This window comes from Streptomyces sp. NPDC090499 (genome assembly GCF_044769305.1).
In the GTDB taxonomy this organism is placed as follows: domain Bacteria; phylum Actinomycetota; class Actinomycetes; order Streptomycetales; family Streptomycetaceae; genus Streptomyces.
Map to the genome: position 1 here is coordinate 1,409,302 of NZ_JBIVXP010000001.1, position 18,899 is coordinate 1,428,200.

Sequence of the window (18,899 nt, forward strand, 5' to 3'; positions counted from 1 at the left end):
CCGGCTCCGGCGGACGCCCGGAGGCACGACGCAAGGGGCCCCGGTCGACCGCGACCGGGGCCCCTTGCGTCGTTCGTCGTACGGGGGTTACGCCGACTTCTGCTCCCCCGCGCCCCGGCCGCGCGCGTCGCGCGGGATCAGGGTCGGGTTGACGTTGGAGTGGACGACGTCGGCCGTGATGACGACACGGGCCACGTCCTTGCGGGACGGGACCTCGTACATCACCGACATGAGGACCTCTTCCATGATGGCGCGCAGGCCGCGCGCGCCGGTCTGGCGGAGGATGGCCTGGTCGGCGATGGCCTCCAGGGCCTCGCGCTCGAAGTCGAGCTCCACGCCGTCGAGTTCGAAGAGGCGCTGGTACTGCTTGACGAGCGCGTTGCGCGGCTCGATCAGGATCTGGAGGAGGGCTTCCCGGTCGAGGTTGTGCACGCTCGTGATGACGGGGAGGCGGCCGATGAACTCCGGGATCATGCCGAACTTGACCAGGTCCTCGGGCATGACGTCCTCGAACTGGTCCTTGGACTGCAGTTCGCGCTTGGAGCGGATGGTCGCGCCGAAGCCGATGCCCTTGGCGCCCGCCCGGGACTCGATGATCTTCTCCAGGCCGGCGAACGCACCGCCCACGATGAACAGCACGTTCGTCGTGTCGATCTGGATGAACTCCTGGTGCGGGTGCTTGCGGCCGCCCTGCGGCGGGACCGAGGCCGTGGTGCCCTCCAGGATCTTCAGCAGGGCCTGCTGCACACCCTCGCCGGAGACGTCCCGCGTGATCGACGGATTTTCACTCTTCCGCGCGACCTTGTCGATCTCGTCGATGTAGATGATCCCGGTCTCGGCCTTCTTGACGTCGTAGTCGGCGGCCTGGATCAGCTTGAGGAGGATGTTCTCCACGTCCTCGCCCACGTAGCCGGCCTCCGTCAGCGCGGTGGCGTCGGCGATCGCGAACGGGACGTTCAGCATGCGGGCCAGGGTCTGCGCGAGGAGCGTCTTGCCGGAGCCGGTGGGGCCCAGCAGGAGGATGTTGGACTTCGCCAACTCGATGGCGTCGTCGCGGCCTTGGGCGCCGCCGTTCTCCCCTGCCTGGACGCGCTTGTAGTGGTTGTACACCGCGACCGAGAGGGCCTTCTTGGCGGGCTCCTGGCCCACCACGTAGCCCTCCAGGAACTCGTAGATCTCGCGGGGCTTGGGGAGTTCCTCCCAGCGCACCTCGCTCGTCTCGGCGAGCTCCTCCTCGATGATCTCGTTGCAGAGATCGATGCACTCGTCGCAGATGTACACACCGGGCCCTGCGATGAGCTTCTTGACCTGCTTCTGGCTCTTGCCGCAGAACGAGCACTTGAGCAGATCGCCGCCGTCACCGATGCGTGCCACGGTGTGCTTCCCCTTCGCCTGGGAGACGCCTGGACTCTCTCGAATCCAGCGGCTCCTGGTGCTGCCTTATGTCGACGGTACCTTGCCGGGCCCCCCGTACGGGCCCCCCTTGGCACGGTTCACTTTGACGTGCACCTTGCCGTGCGCGCGGTCAAACCGTGCCAAGGGCGGCAGAGAATACATTCTCTGCCGGCGGCCGCTGTCAGCGGACGTCGGTGTTGTTCATCTTCCGGGTGGAGATGATCTGGTCCACGATGCCGTACTCCAGCGCTTCCTCGGCCGTGAGGATCTTGTCGCGCTCGATGTCCTCGCGGACCTTCTCGATCGGCCGCTTGGAGTGCTTGGCCAGCATGTTCTCCAGCTGGTCACGCATCCGCGTGAACTCGTTGGCGATGATCTCCAGGTCGGAGAGCTGGCCGCGGCCGGTGGAACCGGCCGGCTGGTGGATCAGCACGCGGGAGTTCGGCAGCGCCATGCGCTTGCCGGGCGTACCCGCGGCCAGCAGGATCGCCGCGGCGGAGGCCGCCTGGCCCATGCAGACCGTCTGGATGTCGGGCTTCACGAACTGCATCGTGTCGTAGATCGCCGTGAGGGCGGTCATGTCGCCGCCCGGGCTGTTGATGTAGATCGAGATGTCCCGGTCCGGGTCCATCGACTCCAGGCACAGCAGCTGCGCCATGACGTCGTTGGCCGAGGCGTCGTCGATCTGGACGCCGAGGAAGATCACGCGCTCCTCGAAGAGCTTCGCGTACGGGTCGTACTCGCGGATGCCCTGGGAGGTGCGCTCGACGAAGCGCGGGATGACGTAGCGGGCGTCGGGCCGGGGCCCGTCGTAGCGGGCGTCAGCGGCGCCGGGGATGTTGCTCATGAGGGTGTTCACCGTCCTGGTGGCGTTCGGGGGGCTGGAGTCTCGGCGGAGCGCAGCGTGTCCGGGCTCAGGAGGCGCCGGTGCCGCCGCCTCCCGGAACACTGGAGGCATGCGTGATGATCCCGTCGATAAGACCGTACTCCTTGGCCTCCTGCGGGGTGAACCAGCGGTCGCGGTCGCCGTCGCGGACGATCGTCTCGACGGTCTGGCCGGAGTGCAGGGCGGTCAGCTCGGACATGGTCTTCTTGGTGCGCAGCAGGTACTGGGCCTGGATCTTGATGTCCGAGACCGTACCGCCCAGGCCCGCGGAGCCCTGGTGCATCATGATGTCCGTGTGCGGCAGCGCGAAGCGCTTGCCCGCGGTGCCGCCGGTGAGCAGGAACTGGCCCATCGAGGCCGCCATGCCCATCGCGATGGTCACCACGTCGTTCGGGATGAACTGCATGGTGTCGTAGATCGCCATGCCGGCCGTCACCGAGCCGCCGGGGCTGTTGATGTAGAGGAAGATGTCCTTGTTGGGCTCGGCCGCGAGCAGCAGGAGCTGCGCGGTGATCTTGTTCGCGATGTCGTCGTCCACCTGCTGGCCGAGGAAGATGATCCGCTCGCCGAGCAGCCGGTTGTAGACCTGGTCACCGAGGCCACCACCGATGGAAGGCTCGCCGGCGGCGGAGGGCATCAGATTCGTCACGTATCCACCTGCTCGTCTGTACGACGGCGCCGGGCCGTCTCACGTTTCCGTAGCCGGGGGCTTGGCTGCCCTCGTACTCATGGACCCTAACGCGATGGTCCCTTCGGGGAATCCCGGTAACAGGGCTGTTCGCCGGGGGCGTAGTACCCACGGCGGCGGGCCGACGGCTGCGCGCCGTGGTGGTACGGGGGCGGGGGCGCGTGCGAGCGGGTCGTGGTTGCCCGCGCAGTTCCCCGCAGCCCGGGGGATGCCGAAGGGCCCCCGGGATGGTCCCGGGGGCCCCTGTGCGCCGTTACGGGCGCCGTAGGGCTCAGCCCTCGGTCTTGTCCTCGGCGGGGGCGTCGGTGGCCTCGGCGGCGGCCTCGGAGGCCTCCGTCGCGGTCTCGTCCTCGTCCTCGTCGTCCAGGTCGACGATCTCGCCGTTGGTGTCCTTCACCGTGGCGGCCTCGACCACGACGGCCAGGGCCTTGCCGCGGGCGACCTCGCCGACCAGGAGCGGGACCTGGCCGCCCTCGACGACGGCCTGGGCGAACTGGTCGGGCGACATGCCGGAGGAGGCCGCGCGCCGCATGAGGTGCTCGGTGAGCTCCTCCTGGTTGACGTTCAGCTTCTCGACCTTGACCAGCTCGTCGAGGACGAACTGGGTCTTGATGCCCTTGACCGCGGCTTCCTTGGTCTCGGCCTCGAACTCCTCGGCGGTCTTGCCCTGGATCTCGAGGTACTTCTCCAGGTCGAGACCCATCTGGCCGAGCTGGTGGTGCTCCAGGTTGTGCTTGCGGGTGTTGATCTCGTCCTCGAGCAGCTTCTCGGGGACGGGCACCTCGACGAGCTCCAGGAGCTTCTCCAGGACGCGCTCCTGGGCCTGCGTGGCCTGGTCGTACGTCTTCATGTCGGCGAGGCGCTTGCGGCTGTCGGCCTTGAGCTCGTCCAGGGTGTCGAACTCGGAGGCGAGCTGTGCGAACTCGTCGTCCAGCTCGGGCAGTTCGCGGGCGGCCACCTGGGTGACCCTGACGGTGACCTCGGCCTCGCGGCCGGCCGCGGAGCCGCCCTTCAGCTCGGAGGCGAAGGTGGCCTCGCCACCGGCCTCCAGGCCCTTCACGGCGTCGTCGATGCCGTCCAGCAGCTCGCCGGAGCCGATGGTGTACGAGACACCGCTGGCGATGCCGTCCTCCAGGACCTCGCCGTCGACCTTGGCCTCCAGGTCGATGGTGACGACGTCGCCGTCCTCGGCGGCGCGCTCGACCGGGGAGGTCGAGGCGAAGCGCTCGCGGAGCTGCTCGACCGACTTCTCGACGTCCTCGTCGCTGACCTCGACGGCGTCGACCTCGACCTCGATGCCCGTGTAGTCCGGGATCTCCAGGGCCGGGCGGACGTCGACCTCGGCGGTGAAGTTCAGCGTCTCGCCGTCCTTCAGCTCGGTGATGTCGACCTCGGGCTGGCCCAGCGGGTTCAGCTCGGCCTCGTTGACCGCTTCGGTGTAGAACTTCGGAAGCGCGTCGTTGACGGCCTCCTCCAGCACCGCCCCGCGGCCGAACCGCTGGTCGATGACGCGGGCCGGGATCTTGCCCTTGCGGAAGCCCTTCACCGTGACCTGCTGGTTGATCTTCTTGTACGCCGCGTCGAGGCTGTCCTTGAGCTCCTCGAAGGGCACCTCGACAGTGAGCCGAACCCGGGTCGGGTTCAGGGTCTCCACGGCGCTCTTCACGGTTCGGTCTCCTTGTGGCTGACTTCTCGGGTTCCGCCGGTGCCAGAGGGGCCCGGCGGAGTTTCGCCGCCCGGAGGAGTTCGTAGGCCGCCGTGCGGGGGCCGGGACACGCGGGCGCGCAGCTTGCATAGTAACCGCAGCGGCTCAGCGCCCCAAAAGGCGATCAAGACGGACGCCGTCAGGTGGTGGTCGGGGTGGCGGGATTTGAACCCACGGCCTTCCGCTCCCAAAGCGGACGCGCTACCAAGCTGCGCCACACCCCGTTCCGGTGCGACACGTAGGGTACATGCCCGGGCCGCCTGCGTCGGCCGCTTTGTTCACCCGCACTGTTCACCCGCACGGGCATCGCGCCACCGCCGCGCTCCCGCCGGGTCCGCGCGGGCGCATCGCGTCGGCCGCGGGCGCATCGCGTTGGCCTACGCGGCGGGCGACCCGCTACGATGCCTCCTGTGCCGCGGTTCCCGACCTGCGGCGCGTGTTGTGCGGGCGTAGCTCAATGGTAGAGCTTCAGTCTTCCAAACTGACTACGCGGGTTCGATTCCCGTCGCCCGCTCCGTATGGCTCAGGCCCAGGTCACCGGTGGATTCGCCCGGCGACCCGGGCCTGAGTCGTTGTCGGGGCCGGATCGGCGGGGAGGAACGCCGGCCCTCGTGGTCAGAAGTTGATCGAGTTTATGGTCTGCGCCAGCGAGTCGAGGAAGCGCTGGATGGAGGGGGCCATCCCGGTCGACGCGAGGAAGAAGCCGAACAGGACGGCGACGATCGCGGGGCCCGCCTTGATGTTCCCCCCTCTCATCATCACCACAAGGATGATCGCCAACAGCAACACCACAGACAGTGAAATGGCCACAACTGATCACACCCTCGGTCGGTCCGCTCTCCGGCCTGGGGTACGGCCCCGCACCCCGCCAGATCCATCGTGCCACCAACCCGGCCGCACTATGCGGTTCGTGACACAACGTCGACAACTCGCCGCACACCGACAACTGCCCGCACTGCAATTCGAGGCCGCACCCGCCCACCGGCGCACGGCAATTGACGGACATGGTTTCCGTGTCCACACAACTCGCGCGCAGCCAATTCGAATTATTGACACAGGCACGGCAGCACGCGGCGACCTGCGGTCGTTATGCACCAATTAGTAGGGATGAATGAGGACATCACGGGTGTAAGTGCCGCATGGAACTGCATAGACACAGGCATCGTCCCCGGTAAATCCCCGGCGATCAAGATGCGGTTCCCGCCGATTACCAGGAATCGCATCGGCGGTTTTACGGAATCCCACAGGCGACGCTAGGGTGCCTCAGATGTTTGCCGCCGCCACGTCCCCCGGCCAGAACCGAACACCACGTCCCCCGGCCCCGCCGCCGGCGGGCGGACCGCGCGACGCGTTCTTCGACAACGCCAAGTACCTGGCGATCGTGCTCGTCGCGATGGGTCACTCGTGGGAGCCGCTGAAGGGCGACAGCCGCGTCCTGGAGGCGGCGTACTGCGTCGTGTACGCCTTCCACATGCCGGCGTTCATCATCGTCTCCGGCTACTTCTCCCGGAACTTCGACATGCGCCCGGACCGGCTGAAGCGGCTGGTCACCGGGGTCGTCATCCCCTATGTCCTGTTCGAGACGGCCTACTCGCTCTTCCAGCGCTTCGTGGTCGGCGACTCCGGCCAGGACATCAGCCTGCTCGACCCCTGGTACCTGACCTGGTTCCTGTGTGCGCTGTTCGTCTGGCGCCTGACCACGCCCCTGTGGCGGGCGGTCCGCCATCCCCTTCCGGTCGCCTTCGGCATCGCGATGCTGGCGTCCGTGTCCCCGAGCATCGGTGACGACCTCGACCTCCAGCGGGTGCTGCAGTTCCTGCCGTACTTCGTGCTCGGCCTGTGCCTGCGGCCCGAGCACTTCCGGCTGGTGCGCCGGTGGCCGGTGCGGATCGCCGCGGTGCCGGTGTTCGCGCTCGCGCTGGCGTTCGCGTGGTGGTCGGTGCCGCGGATGAACACCGCGTGGTTCTACCACCGGGACTCCGCGCAGGAACTGGGCGCGCCGTGGTGGTGCGGGCCGGTGATGGTGCTCGCCATGTTCGGCTGCTCGATGGCGCTGACGGCCGGCTTCTTCTCCTGGGTACCGGGCCGGCGGACGTGGTTCACGGCGCTGGGCGCCGGCACGCTGTACGGCTACCTGCTGCACGGCTTCGTCGTGAAGTACGGCGTCCACGCGGGCTGGTTCGACCCGCGGTGGCTGCACGGGCCGGTCGGCGAGATCCTCGTCACGGCGCTCGCGGGCGGGTGCGTGACGCTGCTGTGCACCTCGCCGGTGCGGCGGGTGTTCCGGTTCTCCATGGAGCCGCGGATGGACTGGGCGTTCCGGCAGGACGCGGCGCAGAGGGCCCGGGAGCGGGAGCCGCGAAGCCGGGAGATGGCCGGCGCGTGACGCCGGGTTCCGTCGGCCGGGCGGCTAGGCGGGGAGGCCGAGGAGGGCGCGCATCCGGGCGTACTTCTCGGTCAGCCGCTTCCGGGTGGCCTCGTCCAGGACGGCGAGCCGGCCGGGGTCGGCGTTGTGCGCGAGGTCGGCTTCCTTGACGAGGAGGGCGCCCGGGGTGGTGCGGACGCGGTGGGCGTACGACTCCGGGGACTCGCCGGGATGCCTGGTGAGGGCGCGCACGACAGCCTTCGTGCGGGGGCTCAGGGCGGCCGTGTCCAGCCACTCCTCGGTGAGGGCGTGGTCCTCGACGGCGTCGTGCAGCCAGGCGGCGGCGATCTGGTCCGGGTCACCGCCACGGGCGCGCACGCCGTCGGCCACGGCGGCGAGGTGCTCGGCGTAGGGCCGGCCGGCCTTGTCGGTCTGCGCCGCGTGGGCGTCCCGGGCGAGCCTCTCGACGTCGGCGAGGGAGAGCGGGGTCCGGGTCACGGTGCGAGTATCCCGTGGCCGGGGCGGGGGTGTCGGCTACGGCCGCCGGCGGTCCGCCGCCGCACCCGGTCGGTGCTCATCTCGCCGCCTCCCGGCAGATCAGCAGCAGCGCCCTGTCGTCGTTGACGTCCTTGGCGACCGCCTCGATCAGGTGCCAGGCGGCGCCGTGGAAGCCGCCGGCGACGTAGCGGTCGGCCTCGCCCGTCAGGCGGTCCATGCCTTCGACGATGTCGCGGTCGGACGTCTCCACCAGGCCGTCCGTGAAGATCATGAGGACGTCGCCGGGGCGCAGCGAGCCCTTGACCGGGTCGAACTGGGCACCGTCGTACACGCCGAGGAGGGGGCCCTCGGCGGCCTTCTCCTCCCAGCGGCCGCTGCCGGCGCTGAGCTGGAGGCCGGGCGGGTGGCCCGCGGAGTACAGCTCGTAGTCGCCGGAGTCGAGGTCCAGGACCAGGTGTATGGAGGTCGCGAAGCCCTCGTCCCAGTCCTGGCGGAGCAGGTAGCCGTTGGCGGCGGGGAGGAAGGCGTGCGGCGGGAGGGAGCCGAGGAGGCCGCCGAAGGCGCCGGAGAGCAGGAGGGCTCTGGACGCCGCGTCCATGCCCTTGCCGGAGACGTCCGTGAGGACGACCTCCATCGTGCGGCCGTTGTTCGTGCGGGCCGCGACCACGAAGTCGCCGGAGAAGGACTGCCCGCCGGCCGGCCGCAGGGCCATCTCGCGGTGCCAGCCCGGCGGCAGCTTCGGCAGCTTGCTCTGCACCCGGATGCGTTCGCGCAGGTCGAAGAGCATGGTGCCGCCGCGCCGCCAGGGCACGCCGACCCGGCTGCGGAACTGGGCGGTGAGCAGACCGAAGAAACCGCAGGCGGCAACGGTGAGGACCACGCCCGGGGTGACCCGGGAGGGACCCTCGGTGTAGGGGCCGAGCCGTACCGACTCCACGATCAGGGCGGTCGCGGCCCCCGCGTACAGGCCGAGCAGGCTCGCCGGGCGCAGCAGCAGGCCGCCCGCGACGATCGGCAGGACCAGCGCGGCCGGGGAGAACCAGACCGAGTTGGCGAGGGTCATGGCCGCGAGGACCGGGACGGTCAGCAGCAGCCCGATCAGGGCGATCCAGTCGGAGCCGTCGCCACGGAAGTAGTCCACGGCGCTTCTGCGCACGCCGACGCGGACCCGGTGCCACTGCACTTTCCACCGGGCCGGGAGGGTGTCGGCCTTCGCGCGCCGCTCTCGGTCTACTGCCATTAGTTCGGGACCCTATCCATCGGACCAGCTGCTTGGCACGGGAGGTCCCACTTGTCCCCCGTCCGAGGCTCACCTTCGGGTGCGACTTCACAGTGAACTTCACCGGAAGCCCCCGCGTCGCCGTCCGGGAGAAATTCGCTGGCTCGTCCTGCAATGCCCTGGTAGTCATGGCGTATGGCGACCGAGCGTGCGACCGAGTTGAAGGTGCTGCGTCCCGAGGAGTTCGACGGCTGGTGGGACCACCTGGTGCGGGCCTTCGGCGCCGGTCCGGCGTCGGCCGAGGAGCGCGACCTGGACCGGTCCCTCACCGAGTACGAGCGCTCGCTGGCCGTCTGGGACGGGTCCGAACTGGTGGGGACGGCGGGGGCGTTCCGGTTCCGGATGACCGTGCCGGGCGGTGCCGTGCTGCCCACCGCGGGGATCACCATGGTGAGCGTGGCCGCGACGCACCGGCGGCGCGGGGTGCTGACGTCGATGATGCGCCGCCAGCTGGACGACATCCGGGAGTGGGGCGAGCCGCTGGCCGCGCTGACCGCCTCCGAGCCGGCGATCTACGGCCGCTTCGGGTACGGCGCCGCGACCTTCCAGCTGCAGGCCGAGATCGACACGGGCCGGGCGACGCTGGACGTGCCGGCCGGCACCGGTGACGTACGGCTGCGGTACGCCGACCCGGCCGGGGTGCTCGGCGCGTGCGAGGCGGTCTACGCGGAGCTGGTGCCGCTGCGGCCCGGGATGCTGGCCCGGCAGCCCGGCTGGGAGCAGGTGGGCCTGCTGGACCCGGAGAGCGAGCGGGGCGGGGCGTCGGCGCTGCAGTGCGTGGTCGCCGAGCGGGACGGGAAGGTCACCGGGTACGCCCGGTTCCGTACGAAGATCGGCTGGGGGGCGGGCGGCCACGACGGCACGGTGACGCTGGAGGACCTGGCCGCGCTCGATCCGGCGAGCGACGCGGCGCTGTGGCGGTTCCTGTTCGGGATCGACCTGATGTCGACACTGACGGTGCGCAGGCGGCCGGTCGACGACGCCTGGCAGTACCTGGTCTCCGACATCCGGCGGTGCCGGACGCGGGTGCGGGACGCGGCGTACGTCCGGCTCGTCGACGTCGGTGCGGCGCTCGCGGGGCGGACGTACCAGGCGCCGGTGGACGTGGTGCTGGAGGTGGCCGACGCCTTCTGCCCCTGGAACGCGGGGCGTTGGCGGCTGACCGGGGACGCCAAGGGGGCGTCCTGCGAGCGTACGACGGACACGGCCGAGCTGACGCTGTCGGTACGGGAGTTGGGGGCTGCGTACCTCGGTGGCGTGTCCCTGCTGTCGCTGGCGCGGGCCGGGCGGGTGGGCGAACTGCGGCCGGGCGCGCTGGCGGAGGCGTCGGTGGCGTTCGGGTCACCGGTGCTGCCGTGGCTGCCGCACGGCTTCTAGCGCGCGTTCAGCGTCTCTGGCAGGTGGGGCACCAGAAGAGGTTGCGGGCGGCGAGGCCGGCGGTGCGGATCTCGGAGCCGCACAGGTGGCAGGGCAGGGTGGCCCGGCGGTAGACGTACACCTCGCCGCCGTGGTCGTCCACCCGCGGCGGGCGGCCCATCGCCTCCGGGCTGTGCTCGGGCCGGACGGTGTCGATGCGGTTGTTGCGGACGCCCTCGTGCATGAGTCCGACGAGGTCGGCCCAGATGCCGTCCCACTCGGCGGGGGTGATGTCCCGGCCCGCGCGGTACGGGTCGATCCCGTGCCGGAAGAGGACCTCGGCGCGGTAGACGTTCCCGACGCCGGCGATGACCTTCTGGTCCATCAGCAGGGCGGCGACGGTCGTACGGCTGCGGGAGATCCTGCGGTACGCCGCGTCCGGGTCGGCGTCGGCACGGAGCGGGTCCGGGCCGAGGCGGGCGTGTACGGCGGTCTTCTCGGCGCCGGTGATCAGGGCGCAGGTGGTGGGGCCGCGCAGGTCGACGTAGGCGGTGGGGTCGGCGAGGCGGAGGCGGACGGTGTCGGTGGCCGGGGGCGCGGGGGCGTCGCCGAAGGTGACCTTGCCGAAGAGGCCGAGGTGGATGTGAACCCAGTCGCTGTCGCGGAAGCCGAGGAAGAGGTGCTTGCCGTGGGCCTCGGTACGGGTGAGGGGGGCGCCGTCGATCAGCGCCGCCGCGTCCGAGAACTTGCCCTGCGGGCTGCTCGCCCTCACGGGCCCGGTGAGCCGGCGGTAGTCCAGCGCGAGCCGGTGAATCGTGTGCCCCTCTGGCACTGACCTGATTCCTTTCCCACCCACCCACCCGACTCGGTCAGTGGAGGAGTGCACGTCGAAGGACCGGAACCTCCAGCCCCGCACGGGACCGCCCCGCAAGGCCCGCAAGAGGCACGGGACCGTGTCCAGCTGTGGCGGCCCCGCCGACGACAGCGCCCCGTCAGGAGCACGGGACCGCGTCCAGCTGGGGACCCCGCCCGCGGCAGCGCCCCGTAAGGGACGCGGGACCGTGTCGACCCGCGGCACCCCCACCGACGACAGCGCCCCGTCAGGAGCACGGGACCGTGTCCAGCTGGGGACCCCGCCCGCGGCAGCGCCCCGTAAGGGACGCGGGACCGTGTCGACCCGCGGCACCCCCACCGACGACAGCGACCCGTCAGGGGCACGGGATCGTGTCGGTCCCGCTCGCGGCAGCGACCCGTAAGGGGCGCGGGGAACTGCGCGGCCGGCCACGGCGGACCCGCGGCCGGACGTGTGGCGGTCGGTGTCGTCGGGGGCGACGGGCGTCGCGTGCGGTCCGGGCCCGGCGCACCCGCCCCGGCCTCGCTTCTCGGCCGGCCGGGTCGGGTGGGTGGGCGAACGCTACGGCTGGGGGTGGTGCGCCGGGATCGGGGGCAGGTCGCCCGTCGTCTCGTACGCGGACAGCATGTCGATGCGGCGGATGTGACGCTCGCCCTCGGAGAACGGCGTGTTCAGGAAGGTCTCGACGAACTTCGTCGCCTCGTCCTGCGTGTGCATGCGCGCGCCCACCGCGACGACGTTCGCGTTGTTGTGCTGGCGGCCGAGCGACGCCGTCTCCTCGCTCCAGGCGAGCGCCGCGCGCACGCCCTTCACCTTGTTCGCGGCGATCTGCTCACCGTTGCCGGAGCCGCCGATCACGATGCCGAGGGAGGCGGGGTCGGCGGCCGTCCGCTCGGCCGCGCGGAGGCAGAAGGGCGGGTAGTCGTCGTCGGCGTCGTAGATGTGGGGGCCGCAGTCCACGGGGTCGTGGCCCGCCGCCTTCAGCCACTCGACGAGGTGGTTCTTGAGTTCGAAGCCCGCATGGTCGGAGCCGAGATACACGCGCATGAGATGAGTGTGACACGGGCGTGAACGCACGGCAGGGCCGGGGCCGGACCGTGGAAATTGTGAGTAACACTACAGAACCTCAGGAAAACCTCAAGTAACGATCCGGATTCAAAGGTTCAGGAATCAGTCCACCTCCGTTTCACTGGACCAACTCGTACGCCGCTCGTGCGAGAGCCCGCTCACCCGGCGCAAAGGATTCCCCCCATGACTGGCAACGGTCCCCACGACGGTCCCCAGGACGGTCTCCAAGCAGGACTCAAGAACCGGCATCTGTCGATGATCGCCATCGGCGGTGTCATCGGCGCCGGCCTCTTCGTCGGCTCCAGTACCGGTATCGCCACCGCAGGCCCCGGCATCCTGCTGTCGTACGCGCTCGTCGGCACGCTCGTGGTGCTGGTGATGCGGATGCTCGGCGAGATGTCCGCCGCGAACCCCACTTCCGGATCGTTCTCCGCGCACGCGGACCGCGCGCTCGGCCGCTGGGCCGGGTTCTCCATCGGCTGGCTGTACTGGTTCTTCTGGGTGGTGGTGCTGGCGGTCGAGGCGACCGCCGGCGCCACGATCCTGGAAGGCTGGATCCCGGCCGTACCGCAGTGGGGCTGGGCGCTCATCGTGATGGCGGTGCTCACCGCCACCAACCTGGTCTCCGTCGGCTCCTACGGCGAGTTCGAGTTCTGGTTCGCCGGCATCAAGGTCGTCGCGATCGGCGCGTTCATCGTCGTCGGCCTGCTGGCGGTGCTGGGCGTGCTGCCCGGCGCGGACACCGACAAGGCCGGTTTCTCCAACCTCACCGGCCACGGCGGTTTCCTGCCGCACGGGCCCGGCGCCATCCTCACCGGTGTCCTGCTCGTCGTCTTCTCCTTCATGGGCAGCGAGATCGCCACCCTGGCCGCCGGCGAGTCGGAGGACCCGCAGCGCGCGGTCACCAAGTCCACGAACAGCATCATCTGGCGGATCGGCGTCTTCTACCTCGGCTCGATCCTCATCGTGGTCTCGCTGCTGCCGTGGAACGACCCGTCGATCAAGGAGAAGGGCTCGTACGTCGCGGCCCTCGACTCCCTCGGCATCGCGCACGCCGGCCAGATCATGAACTTCATCGTGCTGACGTCCGTGCTGTCCTGTCTCAACTCCGGCCTGTACACGGCCTCCCGGATGGCGTTCTCGCTCGGGCAGCGCGGCGACGCGCCGAAGGCGTTCGCCCGGACCACCTCCCGCGGTGTGCCGATGGCCGCGATCGTCGCGTCCGTCGTCTTCGGCTTCGTCGCCGTCTTCTTCAACTACAGGTTCCCGGACTCCGTCTTCCTCTTCCTCGTCAACTCCAGCGGTGCGGTAGCCCTGTTCGTCTGGCTCGTCATCTGCTTCTCGCAGCTGCGCATGCGGAAGATCATCCAGGCCGAGGCGCCGGAGAAGCTCGTCGTGAAGATGTGGCTGTACCCGTACCTGACCTGGGCGACGGCCGGTCTGATCGTGTTCGTGCTGGGCTACATGCTGACCGACACGGAGGGCGAGAGCAGCGGTCGTACCACCGTGCTGCTCTCGCTGCTGGTCGCGGCGGCGGTGGTCGCCGTCGCGGTGGTGAAGGAGAAGGTGGCCGGCGGCCGGGCCAAGGAGGCGGCCGCCGAGCCTGCCGACCAGGTGTCCGTCGGCTGATCCTCACAGCAGGGTGAAGCTCTCCTTCACCTTCTCGTAGGTCCGTACGGCCTGGGCTTCGACCGCCGGCTGGTACCAGGTGTTGATCTGGTACGACTTGCCTCCGGCGTCGAAGCCCAGCAGCCGTGCGTGCCAGGGGGTGCCCCCGAGGGTGAAGGTGTACTCCCAGACCACCGCCGGGTGGCCGCGGAAGGTCGTCCCGGCCAGCCGGATCTTGGTGTAGTCCCGGCCCTGGTGGGCGCTCTGTTCGGAGGCGCTCCAGCTGTCCATGAGATTGCCCCGGGCGAGCGAGGACCTGGCGACGAGTTCCTGGCTGCCGTCGGGGGACGTGTAGTGGACCTCGGCGCCCGTCTTCACGTCCCTGCGCCAGCCGGCGGGCGGCGCCCAGGCGAAGCCGCCGGCCTCCTCGTGGGTGCCGGGCGGCAGCGAGCGGGGGCGGGCGGTGCCCTCGACTGTGGGCGCCGGTGAAGTGGGCGTCGGAGTCGAGGGGGTCGAGGAGGTGCCGGTCGCCTTGTCGCTGTCGCCGCCGCCTGTCGTGGTGGTGAGGAGGACGGCGAGGGCGGTGGCCACGGCGGCGATTCCCAGGGCGGCGAGGAGAGTCGTGCGTCGGGGGGCTTTGGCCGGGTGCGGACGTGCGGGCGCGTCGTGGCTGGTCGCGCGCCGCGGCGGAGCCGCTGACCGATGCAGCCCAGCACCCCTTTCGGGGCGCTGCAGCGTGGGCTTCGCCGAATTGCCCGACGGGGTTTCGGACCGTACCTCCGAGCGTTCCGAGGCCGCCTCCGTCGACGCGCTGAACGACGGGGCGGGCTGCGGCCGGGCCGGCGGGGGCTGCGGGGGTGCGTCCTGCGGTACCGGTGGGCGCAGCACGTGGGTGGGGGTTCGGCGTTCCGCGGGGGCCGGGGAGGCCACCGGGTGCAGTTCGCGTTCCACCTCCGCGAGGCCGGGACGTGCGGTCGGTTCCTTCGCCAGGAGGGCGGCCAGGAGGTCGTGCAACGGGCCTGCCGCAGCGGGGAGTTCGGGTTCCTCGTAGAGGACGGCGTGCAGGGTGGCCAGGGTGGTGTCGCGGGAGAAGGGGGAGCGGCCGCCGAGGGCCGCGCACAGGGTCGCGCCGAGCGACCAGAGGTCGGAGGGCGGGCCCTGCGGGCGGCCGGAGACGCGTTCGGGCGCCATGTAGTCGGGGGAGCCGACGAGCATGCCGACCATCGTGAGCGCCTTGGCGTCCTGGATCGCGGCGATGCCGAAGTCGGTGAGGACGACCCGGCCCGCGGTGTTCTCGACGAGGACGTTGCCGGGTTTGATGTCGCGGTGCAGCACTCCCCCGGCGTGCACCTGGCGCAGCGCCGCGACCAGGCCGAGGCCGATCCGGGCGGCCGCGCGCGGGCTCAGCGGCCCCTCCTCGGCCATGATCCACTCCAGGGAGCGGCCGTTGACCAGCTCCATGACGATCCAGAGGCGTTCGCCCTCGTCGACGACGTCGTAGACCCGCACCACGTTGGGGTGGTCGATCCGGGCGGTCGCCCTGGCCTCGCGCAGGGTGCGTTCGCGGCGGGTGCGGGTGTCCTCGGCGTCGAGGCCGTCGATCCGCATCTCCTTGACGGCGACCTGCCGGTCGAGTGTCTCGTCGGCGGCCCGCCACACCCGCCCCATGCCGCCCTGCCCGATACTCTCGGCCAGCCGGTAGCGGCCGGTCACCAGCAGCCCGGGAACACCGCCCGGCCCCGCGTTCTCCGGATTCCCCGCATTCCCCGGGCTCCCCGAGCCAACTGAATTCCCTGAACTCCCTGAACTCCCTGATTTCTCTGAATTCCCCGGCAATTCGCTGCACCCCCTCAACGACCGCCCCTGGCGACACACAATGGTCACACTTACAGCCGTACCAGCATAGTGCGGAGAAATCTTGTGGTACCTCTTCAAGTGACCGCGAATTCAGGCGCGGTCCAGGGGGTTGCAAGGGGGACGGACATGAGTTCTCGTCGTACGCTCCGGCGGCTGACCGTGGTCACGGGATCGCTGGTCACGGCATCTTTCTCGGCCGTGATGATCCTGTCGGCCACGGCCGTCGCCGACGACCAGGGGCCGGGAAGCGGCAAAGGGGGAAAGGCGGTCGACCAGGCACCGGACGGTGTGCGGCTGACCACCACGCTGCCCGAGAGGATCTCGGTCGACAACAGTTCGCAGAAAACGGCGATTACCGCCACCGTGAAGAACGAAGGGACCAAGGAAAGCGACAGTATCCGTCTTTTGGTGGTCGGTTTCGACGGACTGAAGGTCACCGGGGTGCAGGGGTGCGACGCCGTCGCCGCGAAGGATCTGCCGGCCGGTTCGAACAGTGCCTTCAGCTGTCCCGTGGGCGCGCTCGCCGCCGGCAAGTCGAAGTCGTACGCGGTCGACGCGACGTTCGACCTCGGCAGGACCGGGAAGATCTGCCTGCCCGTGCAGAGCGCGGACGGGAAGAAGACGTTCTGGCAGCAGGGCCCGGTGCCGTTCGGTACGACGAACCCGTCGCCGAACGCCCCGGCCACCCCGCTGCTGCTCGGCACCGACAACAAGCCGGTGGGGCCGAGCGGCGACCAGCTGCCGAAGACCGGCGCGGGACGTGACCTGCTGCCGCTCGGCGCGGCCGGCGCGGCGCTGGTCGCGGCCGGGGCGGCGGGGGTGTGGTGGTCGCAGCGGCGGCCGCGGCAGCAGTCGTAACGGCCCGAACGACAGTGGGGCCCCGGGTGCCGAAGCATCCGGGGCCCCACTGTCGTTCGGGTCGGGTCAGCGCTTGTCGACGAGCTTCCACGCCGCGGGCACCGCGCCCATCGCCAGGGCCGCCTTCACCGCGTCGCCGATCAGGAACGGGGTGAGGCCGGCCGCGATCGCGGCGGACGCGGACATGTCGGCGGCGTAGGCCAGGTACGGCACGCCGACCGCGTAGATGAGCGCCTCGCCGAGCAGCATCGTGCCCGCCATCCGCAGTACGCCGCGGTCGGCGCCGCGTCGGGCCAGGGCGCCGACGACGGCGGAGGCGAGCATCATGCCGAGGATGTAGCCGAAGGAGACCGAGACACCGGAGGTGCCGCTCGCGAACCACGGCACGCCCGCGAGTCCCGCCAGTGCGTACAGGGTGAGGGAGAGCAGGCCGCGGCGGGCGCCCAGGGCGGTGCCGACGAGCAGGGCGGCGAAGGTCTGGCCGGTCACCGGGACCGGGGAGCCGGGCACCGGGACCGCGATCTGGGCGGCGAGGCCGGTGAGCGCGGCGCCGCCGAGCACGAGGGCGGCGTCGCGCACCCGGGACGCGGGCAGGAGGTCGGCCAGGACGGTGCCGGTGCGGGTCGACGCGGCGGCGGTGGCGGTGCTCATGGGGACTCCGCGGGGTGGGGGCAGGCAAGGGACCCTGTGACGCTATCCCGGCCGGTCTGAGCCGGACACGTCAGCGGTCGACAAAGGCCGTGAGCGGCACTTGGTGGGCTCCCCACAAAGGGTGTGGGTTACACGCGGTAGGGGGTGACGCCGATCACTGAGGCAGAGATGTTTCAGTCACGTCAACGGCGTTGAACAGGCCTGTGGAGTTCCCCCAATCGAATCCCAGCACTCTGGTGGGATTCAAGGTTTCTGGCCTACGCTTCCGGACATGGTCGCCCAGTCCCGGAACCTCACGTCGCGTCGCTATGTCGACCTGCGACGCCAGGGTGCTGCCACCTGTCGCCGTAGGCCCTGAGGCCGCGCGGCGGGAGACCGGTCCGGCGCGCCTCGACCCCCGAGACGTGTCGGCCCCGTTCCCGAGGACGGTTTCCCATGCCCCGTACCGCGGCACCCCCGCTCACCCCCGCGCCCCGTGACCGGCGGCGGACCAGCGCCAGTGTGGTCCTGCGCTCGGTGCTGGAGCACGGGCCGGTCGCCCGCTCCACCATCGCCCGGCTGACCGGGCTGTCCCCTGCCTCCGTCACCGACTACTGCGCCCGGTTCACCGAACTCGGCCTGATCCGCGAGACCGGGACGCCGCAGCGCGTCAAGGGCGTGGGCCGGCCGCACGTGCCGGTCGACCTGGACGACTCGCGGTTCGTGGTCGGCGGGGTGCACGTGGCCGTCCCGTACACCACGGTCGCGCTGCTCGACCTGCGCGGACGGGTCGTCCTGCGCCGGGAGTTGAAGCACCGTTCCACCGATCCGCGCGGGGTGCTGGCGCGGGCCGCGGCGGGGCTCGACGCGCTGCTCGACGAGGTGCCCGGCAGCCGGCCGCTGGGTGTCGGCGTCGCCGTCGGCGGCTGGGTGGACCGGGACTCCGGGACCGTCGTCGAGCACCCCCTGCTCGGCTGGCGCGAGGTGCCGGTGCGCGAACTGCTCGGCGCGCACACCGGGCTGCCGGTCCATGTGGACGGGCACGCGCGCGCGTTGGTCAACGGGGAGCGGCTCTTCGGGCGGGCCCGGGGCAGCCGGAGCGTGCTGCACCTGTTCGTCGGGAACGTGGTCGACGCGGCCTTCGCCACCGGCGACGAGGTGCACCACGGCCCGCGCTCCCAGGCCGGCATGATCGGCCATCTCCCGGTGCCGGGCGGCACCGAGCCGTGCGGCTGCGGACGCACCGGCTGCCTCCAGGCGGAGCTCGGCGAACGCACCCTGGTGCGGCGGGCCCGCGCGGCCGGGGTGGTGGACAGCGGCAACCCGATGGACGTCCTGGCGGCGGCCGGGGCCGGTGCTCCGGCGGCCGTGCGGCTGCTGGTGGAGCGGGCGCGGCTGACCGGGCGGGCGGCGGCGCTGCTGCTCGACGTCCTCAACCCGGAGAGCGTGGTCGTCACCGAGGTCGGGGTGCTGTACCGGGAGGACTGTCTGGCCGCGCTGCGGGAGGCGGTGGGCGCGGAGCGGGCGGCCGTGGTCGCGCCGACCAGTTTCGGGGCCTCGGTGCTGGCGGTGGCGGGCGGTTCGGTGGTCCTCGACGTGCTGTACCGGGACCCGCTGAGCGCCTCGCGCGCCGCGGCTCCGGCCCTGTCACCAGAGCTTATTTAATTCAGAAACTCGGAATATTGACAGCCGTCGCACACGGCAAGGAGCATCCATCCCATGACCTGTCGCACCCTCTGTTGCTGACGTCTTGACGCGCCCCGGGCGCGCATTTCCCTCTGCGTGAGATCTCTCTTTCCGGCCCTCTGCCGCCGGGAATTTGCCCTGCCTTTCTGCTGCTTTTCTCCCCGGAG

At 70.7% G+C, this 18,899-nt stretch carries 16 protein-coding genes and 2 tRNA genes; 6 read left to right on the plus strand and 12 right to left on the minus strand.

The window, feature by feature from the left end; genetic code table 11:
- Nucleotides 1-87 precede the first annotated feature (87 nt).
- The 5 genes from clpX to ACIQVL_RS06525 form a co-directional block, all read right to left on the minus strand.
- Entirely contained in the window at nucleotides 88-1,374 is a 1,287-nt protein-coding gene (clpX, locus tag ACIQVL_RS06505; RefSeq protein WP_093503035.1) for an ATP-dependent Clp protease ATP-binding subunit ClpX, read from the minus strand.
- A gap of 202 nt (nucleotides 1,375-1,576) precedes the next feature.
- Nucleotides 1,577-2,242: an ATP-dependent Clp protease proteolytic subunit gene (locus tag ACIQVL_RS06510; RefSeq protein ID WP_403427619.1), complete on the minus strand. Its 666-nt coding sequence runs from the start codon at nucleotides 2,240-2,242 to the stop codon at nucleotides 1,577-1,579.
- Between the two features lie 67 nt (nucleotides 2,243-2,309).
- On the minus strand, nucleotides 2,310-2,918 hold the full coding sequence (locus ACIQVL_RS06515; protein ID WP_403428165.1) for an ATP-dependent Clp protease proteolytic subunit: 609 nt from the start codon (nucleotides 2,916-2,918) through the stop codon (nucleotides 2,310-2,312).
- Between the two features lie 322 nt (nucleotides 2,919-3,240).
- Nucleotides 3,241-4,635 carry a trigger factor gene (gene tig, locus ACIQVL_RS06520; RefSeq protein WP_403474598.1) on the minus strand — a complete coding sequence of 465 codons (1,395 nt, stop codon included), beginning with the start codon at nucleotides 4,633-4,635 and terminating at the stop codon, nucleotides 3,241-3,243.
- A gap of 186 nt (nucleotides 4,636-4,821) precedes the next feature.
- A tRNA-Pro gene (locus tag ACIQVL_RS06525) sits at nucleotides 4,822-4,898 on the minus strand.
- A 219-nt stretch (nucleotides 4,899-5,117) separates the two neighbouring features.
- Here ACIQVL_RS06525 and ACIQVL_RS06530 point away from each other — a divergent pair.
- A tRNA-Gly gene (locus tag ACIQVL_RS06530) sits at nucleotides 5,118-5,188 on the plus strand.
- Between the two features lie 101 nt (nucleotides 5,189-5,289).
- Here ACIQVL_RS06530 and ACIQVL_RS06535 read toward each other — a convergent pair.
- A complete protein-coding gene (locus tag ACIQVL_RS06535; RefSeq protein WP_089107496.1) occupies nucleotides 5,290-5,484 on the minus strand; it encodes a hypothetical protein in 195 nt (64 codons plus the stop codon).
- A gap of 457 nt (nucleotides 5,485-5,941) precedes the next feature.
- Between ACIQVL_RS06535 and ACIQVL_RS06540 the strand changes: the two genes are divergently transcribed.
- On the plus strand, nucleotides 5,942-7,060 hold the full coding sequence (locus tag ACIQVL_RS06540; protein WP_403427615.1) for an acyltransferase family protein: 1,119 nt from the start codon (nucleotides 5,942-5,944) through the stop codon (nucleotides 7,058-7,060).
- Between the two features lie 24 nt (nucleotides 7,061-7,084).
- On the opposite strand, the gene ACIQVL_RS06545 is transcribed toward ACIQVL_RS06540, so the two are convergent.
- A complete protein-coding gene (locus tag ACIQVL_RS06545) occupies nucleotides 7,085-7,537 on the minus strand; it encodes an HD domain-containing protein (RefSeq protein WP_403427613.1) in 453 nt (150 codons plus the stop codon).
- A 76-nt stretch (nucleotides 7,538-7,613) separates the two neighbouring features.
- Nucleotides 7,614-8,777: a PP2C family protein-serine/threonine phosphatase gene (locus tag ACIQVL_RS06550; RefSeq protein ID WP_403427611.1), complete on the minus strand. Its 1,164-nt coding sequence runs from the start codon at nucleotides 8,775-8,777 to the stop codon at nucleotides 7,614-7,616.
- Between the two features lie 174 nt (nucleotides 8,778-8,951).
- On the opposite strand from ACIQVL_RS06550, the gene ACIQVL_RS06555 reads away from it, so the two are divergent.
- Nucleotides 8,952-10,193 (plus strand): GNAT family N-acetyltransferase, encoded by a 1,242-nt coding sequence (locus ACIQVL_RS06555; RefSeq protein ID WP_403474599.1) that lies wholly within the window; start codon nucleotides 8,952-8,954, stop codon nucleotides 10,191-10,193.
- 7 nt (nucleotides 10,194-10,200) lie between these two features.
- Here the strand turns inward: ACIQVL_RS06555 and ACIQVL_RS06560 are convergent, their stop codons facing one another.
- Both ACIQVL_RS06560 and ACIQVL_RS06565 read right to left on the minus strand, forming a co-directional pair.
- The gene (locus ACIQVL_RS06560; protein WP_403474600.1) at nucleotides 10,201-11,004 is read right to left on the minus strand and encodes an Fpg/Nei family DNA glycosylase; all 804 of its coding nucleotides are present in this window, start codon (nucleotides 11,002-11,004) and stop codon (nucleotides 10,201-10,203) included.
- 582 nt (nucleotides 11,005-11,586) lie between these two features.
- Nucleotides 11,587-12,072: a ribose-5-phosphate isomerase gene (locus ACIQVL_RS06565; protein WP_362582386.1), complete on the minus strand. Its 486-nt coding sequence runs from the start codon at nucleotides 12,070-12,072 to the stop codon at nucleotides 11,587-11,589.
- A 204-nt stretch (nucleotides 12,073-12,276) separates the two neighbouring features.
- On the opposite strand from ACIQVL_RS06565, the gene ACIQVL_RS06570 reads away from it, so the two are divergent.
- Nucleotides 12,277-13,722 carry an amino acid permease gene (locus ACIQVL_RS06570; protein WP_403474601.1) on the plus strand — a complete coding sequence of 482 codons (1,446 nt, stop codon included), beginning with the start codon at nucleotides 12,277-12,279 and terminating at the stop codon, nucleotides 13,720-13,722.
- 3 nt (nucleotides 13,723-13,725) lie between these two features.
- On the opposite strand, the gene ACIQVL_RS06575 is transcribed toward ACIQVL_RS06570, so the two are convergent.
- Nucleotides 13,726-15,369: a serine/threonine-protein kinase gene (locus ACIQVL_RS06575; RefSeq protein WP_403474799.1), complete on the minus strand. Its 1,644-nt coding sequence runs from the start codon at nucleotides 15,367-15,369 to the stop codon at nucleotides 13,726-13,728.
- A gap of 315 nt (nucleotides 15,370-15,684) precedes the next feature.
- On the opposite strand from ACIQVL_RS06575, the gene ACIQVL_RS06580 reads away from it, so the two are divergent.
- Nucleotides 15,685-16,416, plus strand: a complete 732-nt coding sequence (locus ACIQVL_RS06580; RefSeq protein ID WP_403427604.1) for a hypothetical protein — start codon at nucleotides 15,685-15,687, stop codon at nucleotides 16,414-16,416.
- 66 nt (nucleotides 16,417-16,482) lie between these two features.
- Here the strand turns inward: ACIQVL_RS06580 and ACIQVL_RS06585 are convergent, their stop codons facing one another.
- Complete coding sequence (locus ACIQVL_RS06585) at nucleotides 16,483-17,067, minus strand: biotin transporter BioY (RefSeq protein WP_403427602.1); 585 nt, start codon at nucleotides 17,065-17,067, stop codon at nucleotides 16,483-16,485.
- Nucleotides 17,068-17,502: 435 nt separating this feature from the next.
- Here ACIQVL_RS06585 and ACIQVL_RS06590 point away from each other — a divergent pair, with 435 nt between their 5' ends.
- Nucleotides 17,503-18,711, plus strand: coding sequence for an ROK family protein (locus tag ACIQVL_RS06590; protein WP_403474602.1), 1,209 nt, complete (start codon nucleotides 17,503-17,505; stop codon nucleotides 18,709-18,711).
- Nucleotides 18,712-18,899 lie beyond the last annotated feature (188 nt).

Bases quoted from the DNA above. Each gene is read 5' to 3' on its own strand.
- ACIQVL_RS06510 (WP_403427619.1), bottom strand. From the start codon at position 2,242: ATGAGCAACATCCCCGGCGCCGCTGACGCCCGCTACGACGGGCCCCGG.
- ACIQVL_RS06515 (WP_403428165.1), bottom strand. From the start codon at position 2,918: ATGCCCTCCGCCGCCGGCGAGCCTTCCATCGGTGGTGGCCTCGGTGAC.
- ACIQVL_RS06540 (WP_403427615.1), top strand. From the start codon at position 5,942: ATGTTTGCCGCCGCCACGTCCCCCGGCCAGAACCGAACACCACGTCCC.
- ACIQVL_RS06550 (WP_403427611.1), bottom strand. From the start codon at position 8,777: ATGGCAGTAGACCGAGAGCGGCGCGCGAAGGCCGACACCCTCCCGGCC.
- ACIQVL_RS06555 (WP_403474599.1), top strand. From the start codon at position 8,952: ATGGCGACCGAGCGTGCGACCGAGTTGAAGGTGCTGCGTCCCGAGGAG.
- ACIQVL_RS06565 (WP_362582386.1), bottom strand. From the start codon at position 12,072: ATGCGCGTGTATCTCGGCTCCGACCATGCGGGCTTCGAACTCAAGAAC.
- ACIQVL_RS06570 (WP_403474601.1), top strand. From the start codon at position 12,277: ATGACTGGCAACGGTCCCCACGACGGTCCCCAGGACGGTCTCCAAGCA.
- ACIQVL_RS06575 (WP_403474799.1), bottom strand. From the start codon at position 15,369: ATGGGGCGGGTGTGGCGGGCCGCCGACGAGACACTCGACCGGCAGGTC.
- ACIQVL_RS06580 (WP_403427604.1), top strand. From the start codon at position 15,685: ATGAGTTCTCGTCGTACGCTCCGGCGGCTGACCGTGGTCACGGGATCG.
- ACIQVL_RS06585 (WP_403427602.1), bottom strand. From the start codon at position 17,067: ATGAGCACCGCCACCGCCGCCGCGTCGACCCGCACCGGCACCGTCCTG.
- ACIQVL_RS06590 (WP_403474602.1), top strand. From the start codon at position 17,503: ATGCCCCGTACCGCGGCACCCCCGCTCACCCCCGCGCCCCGTGACCGG.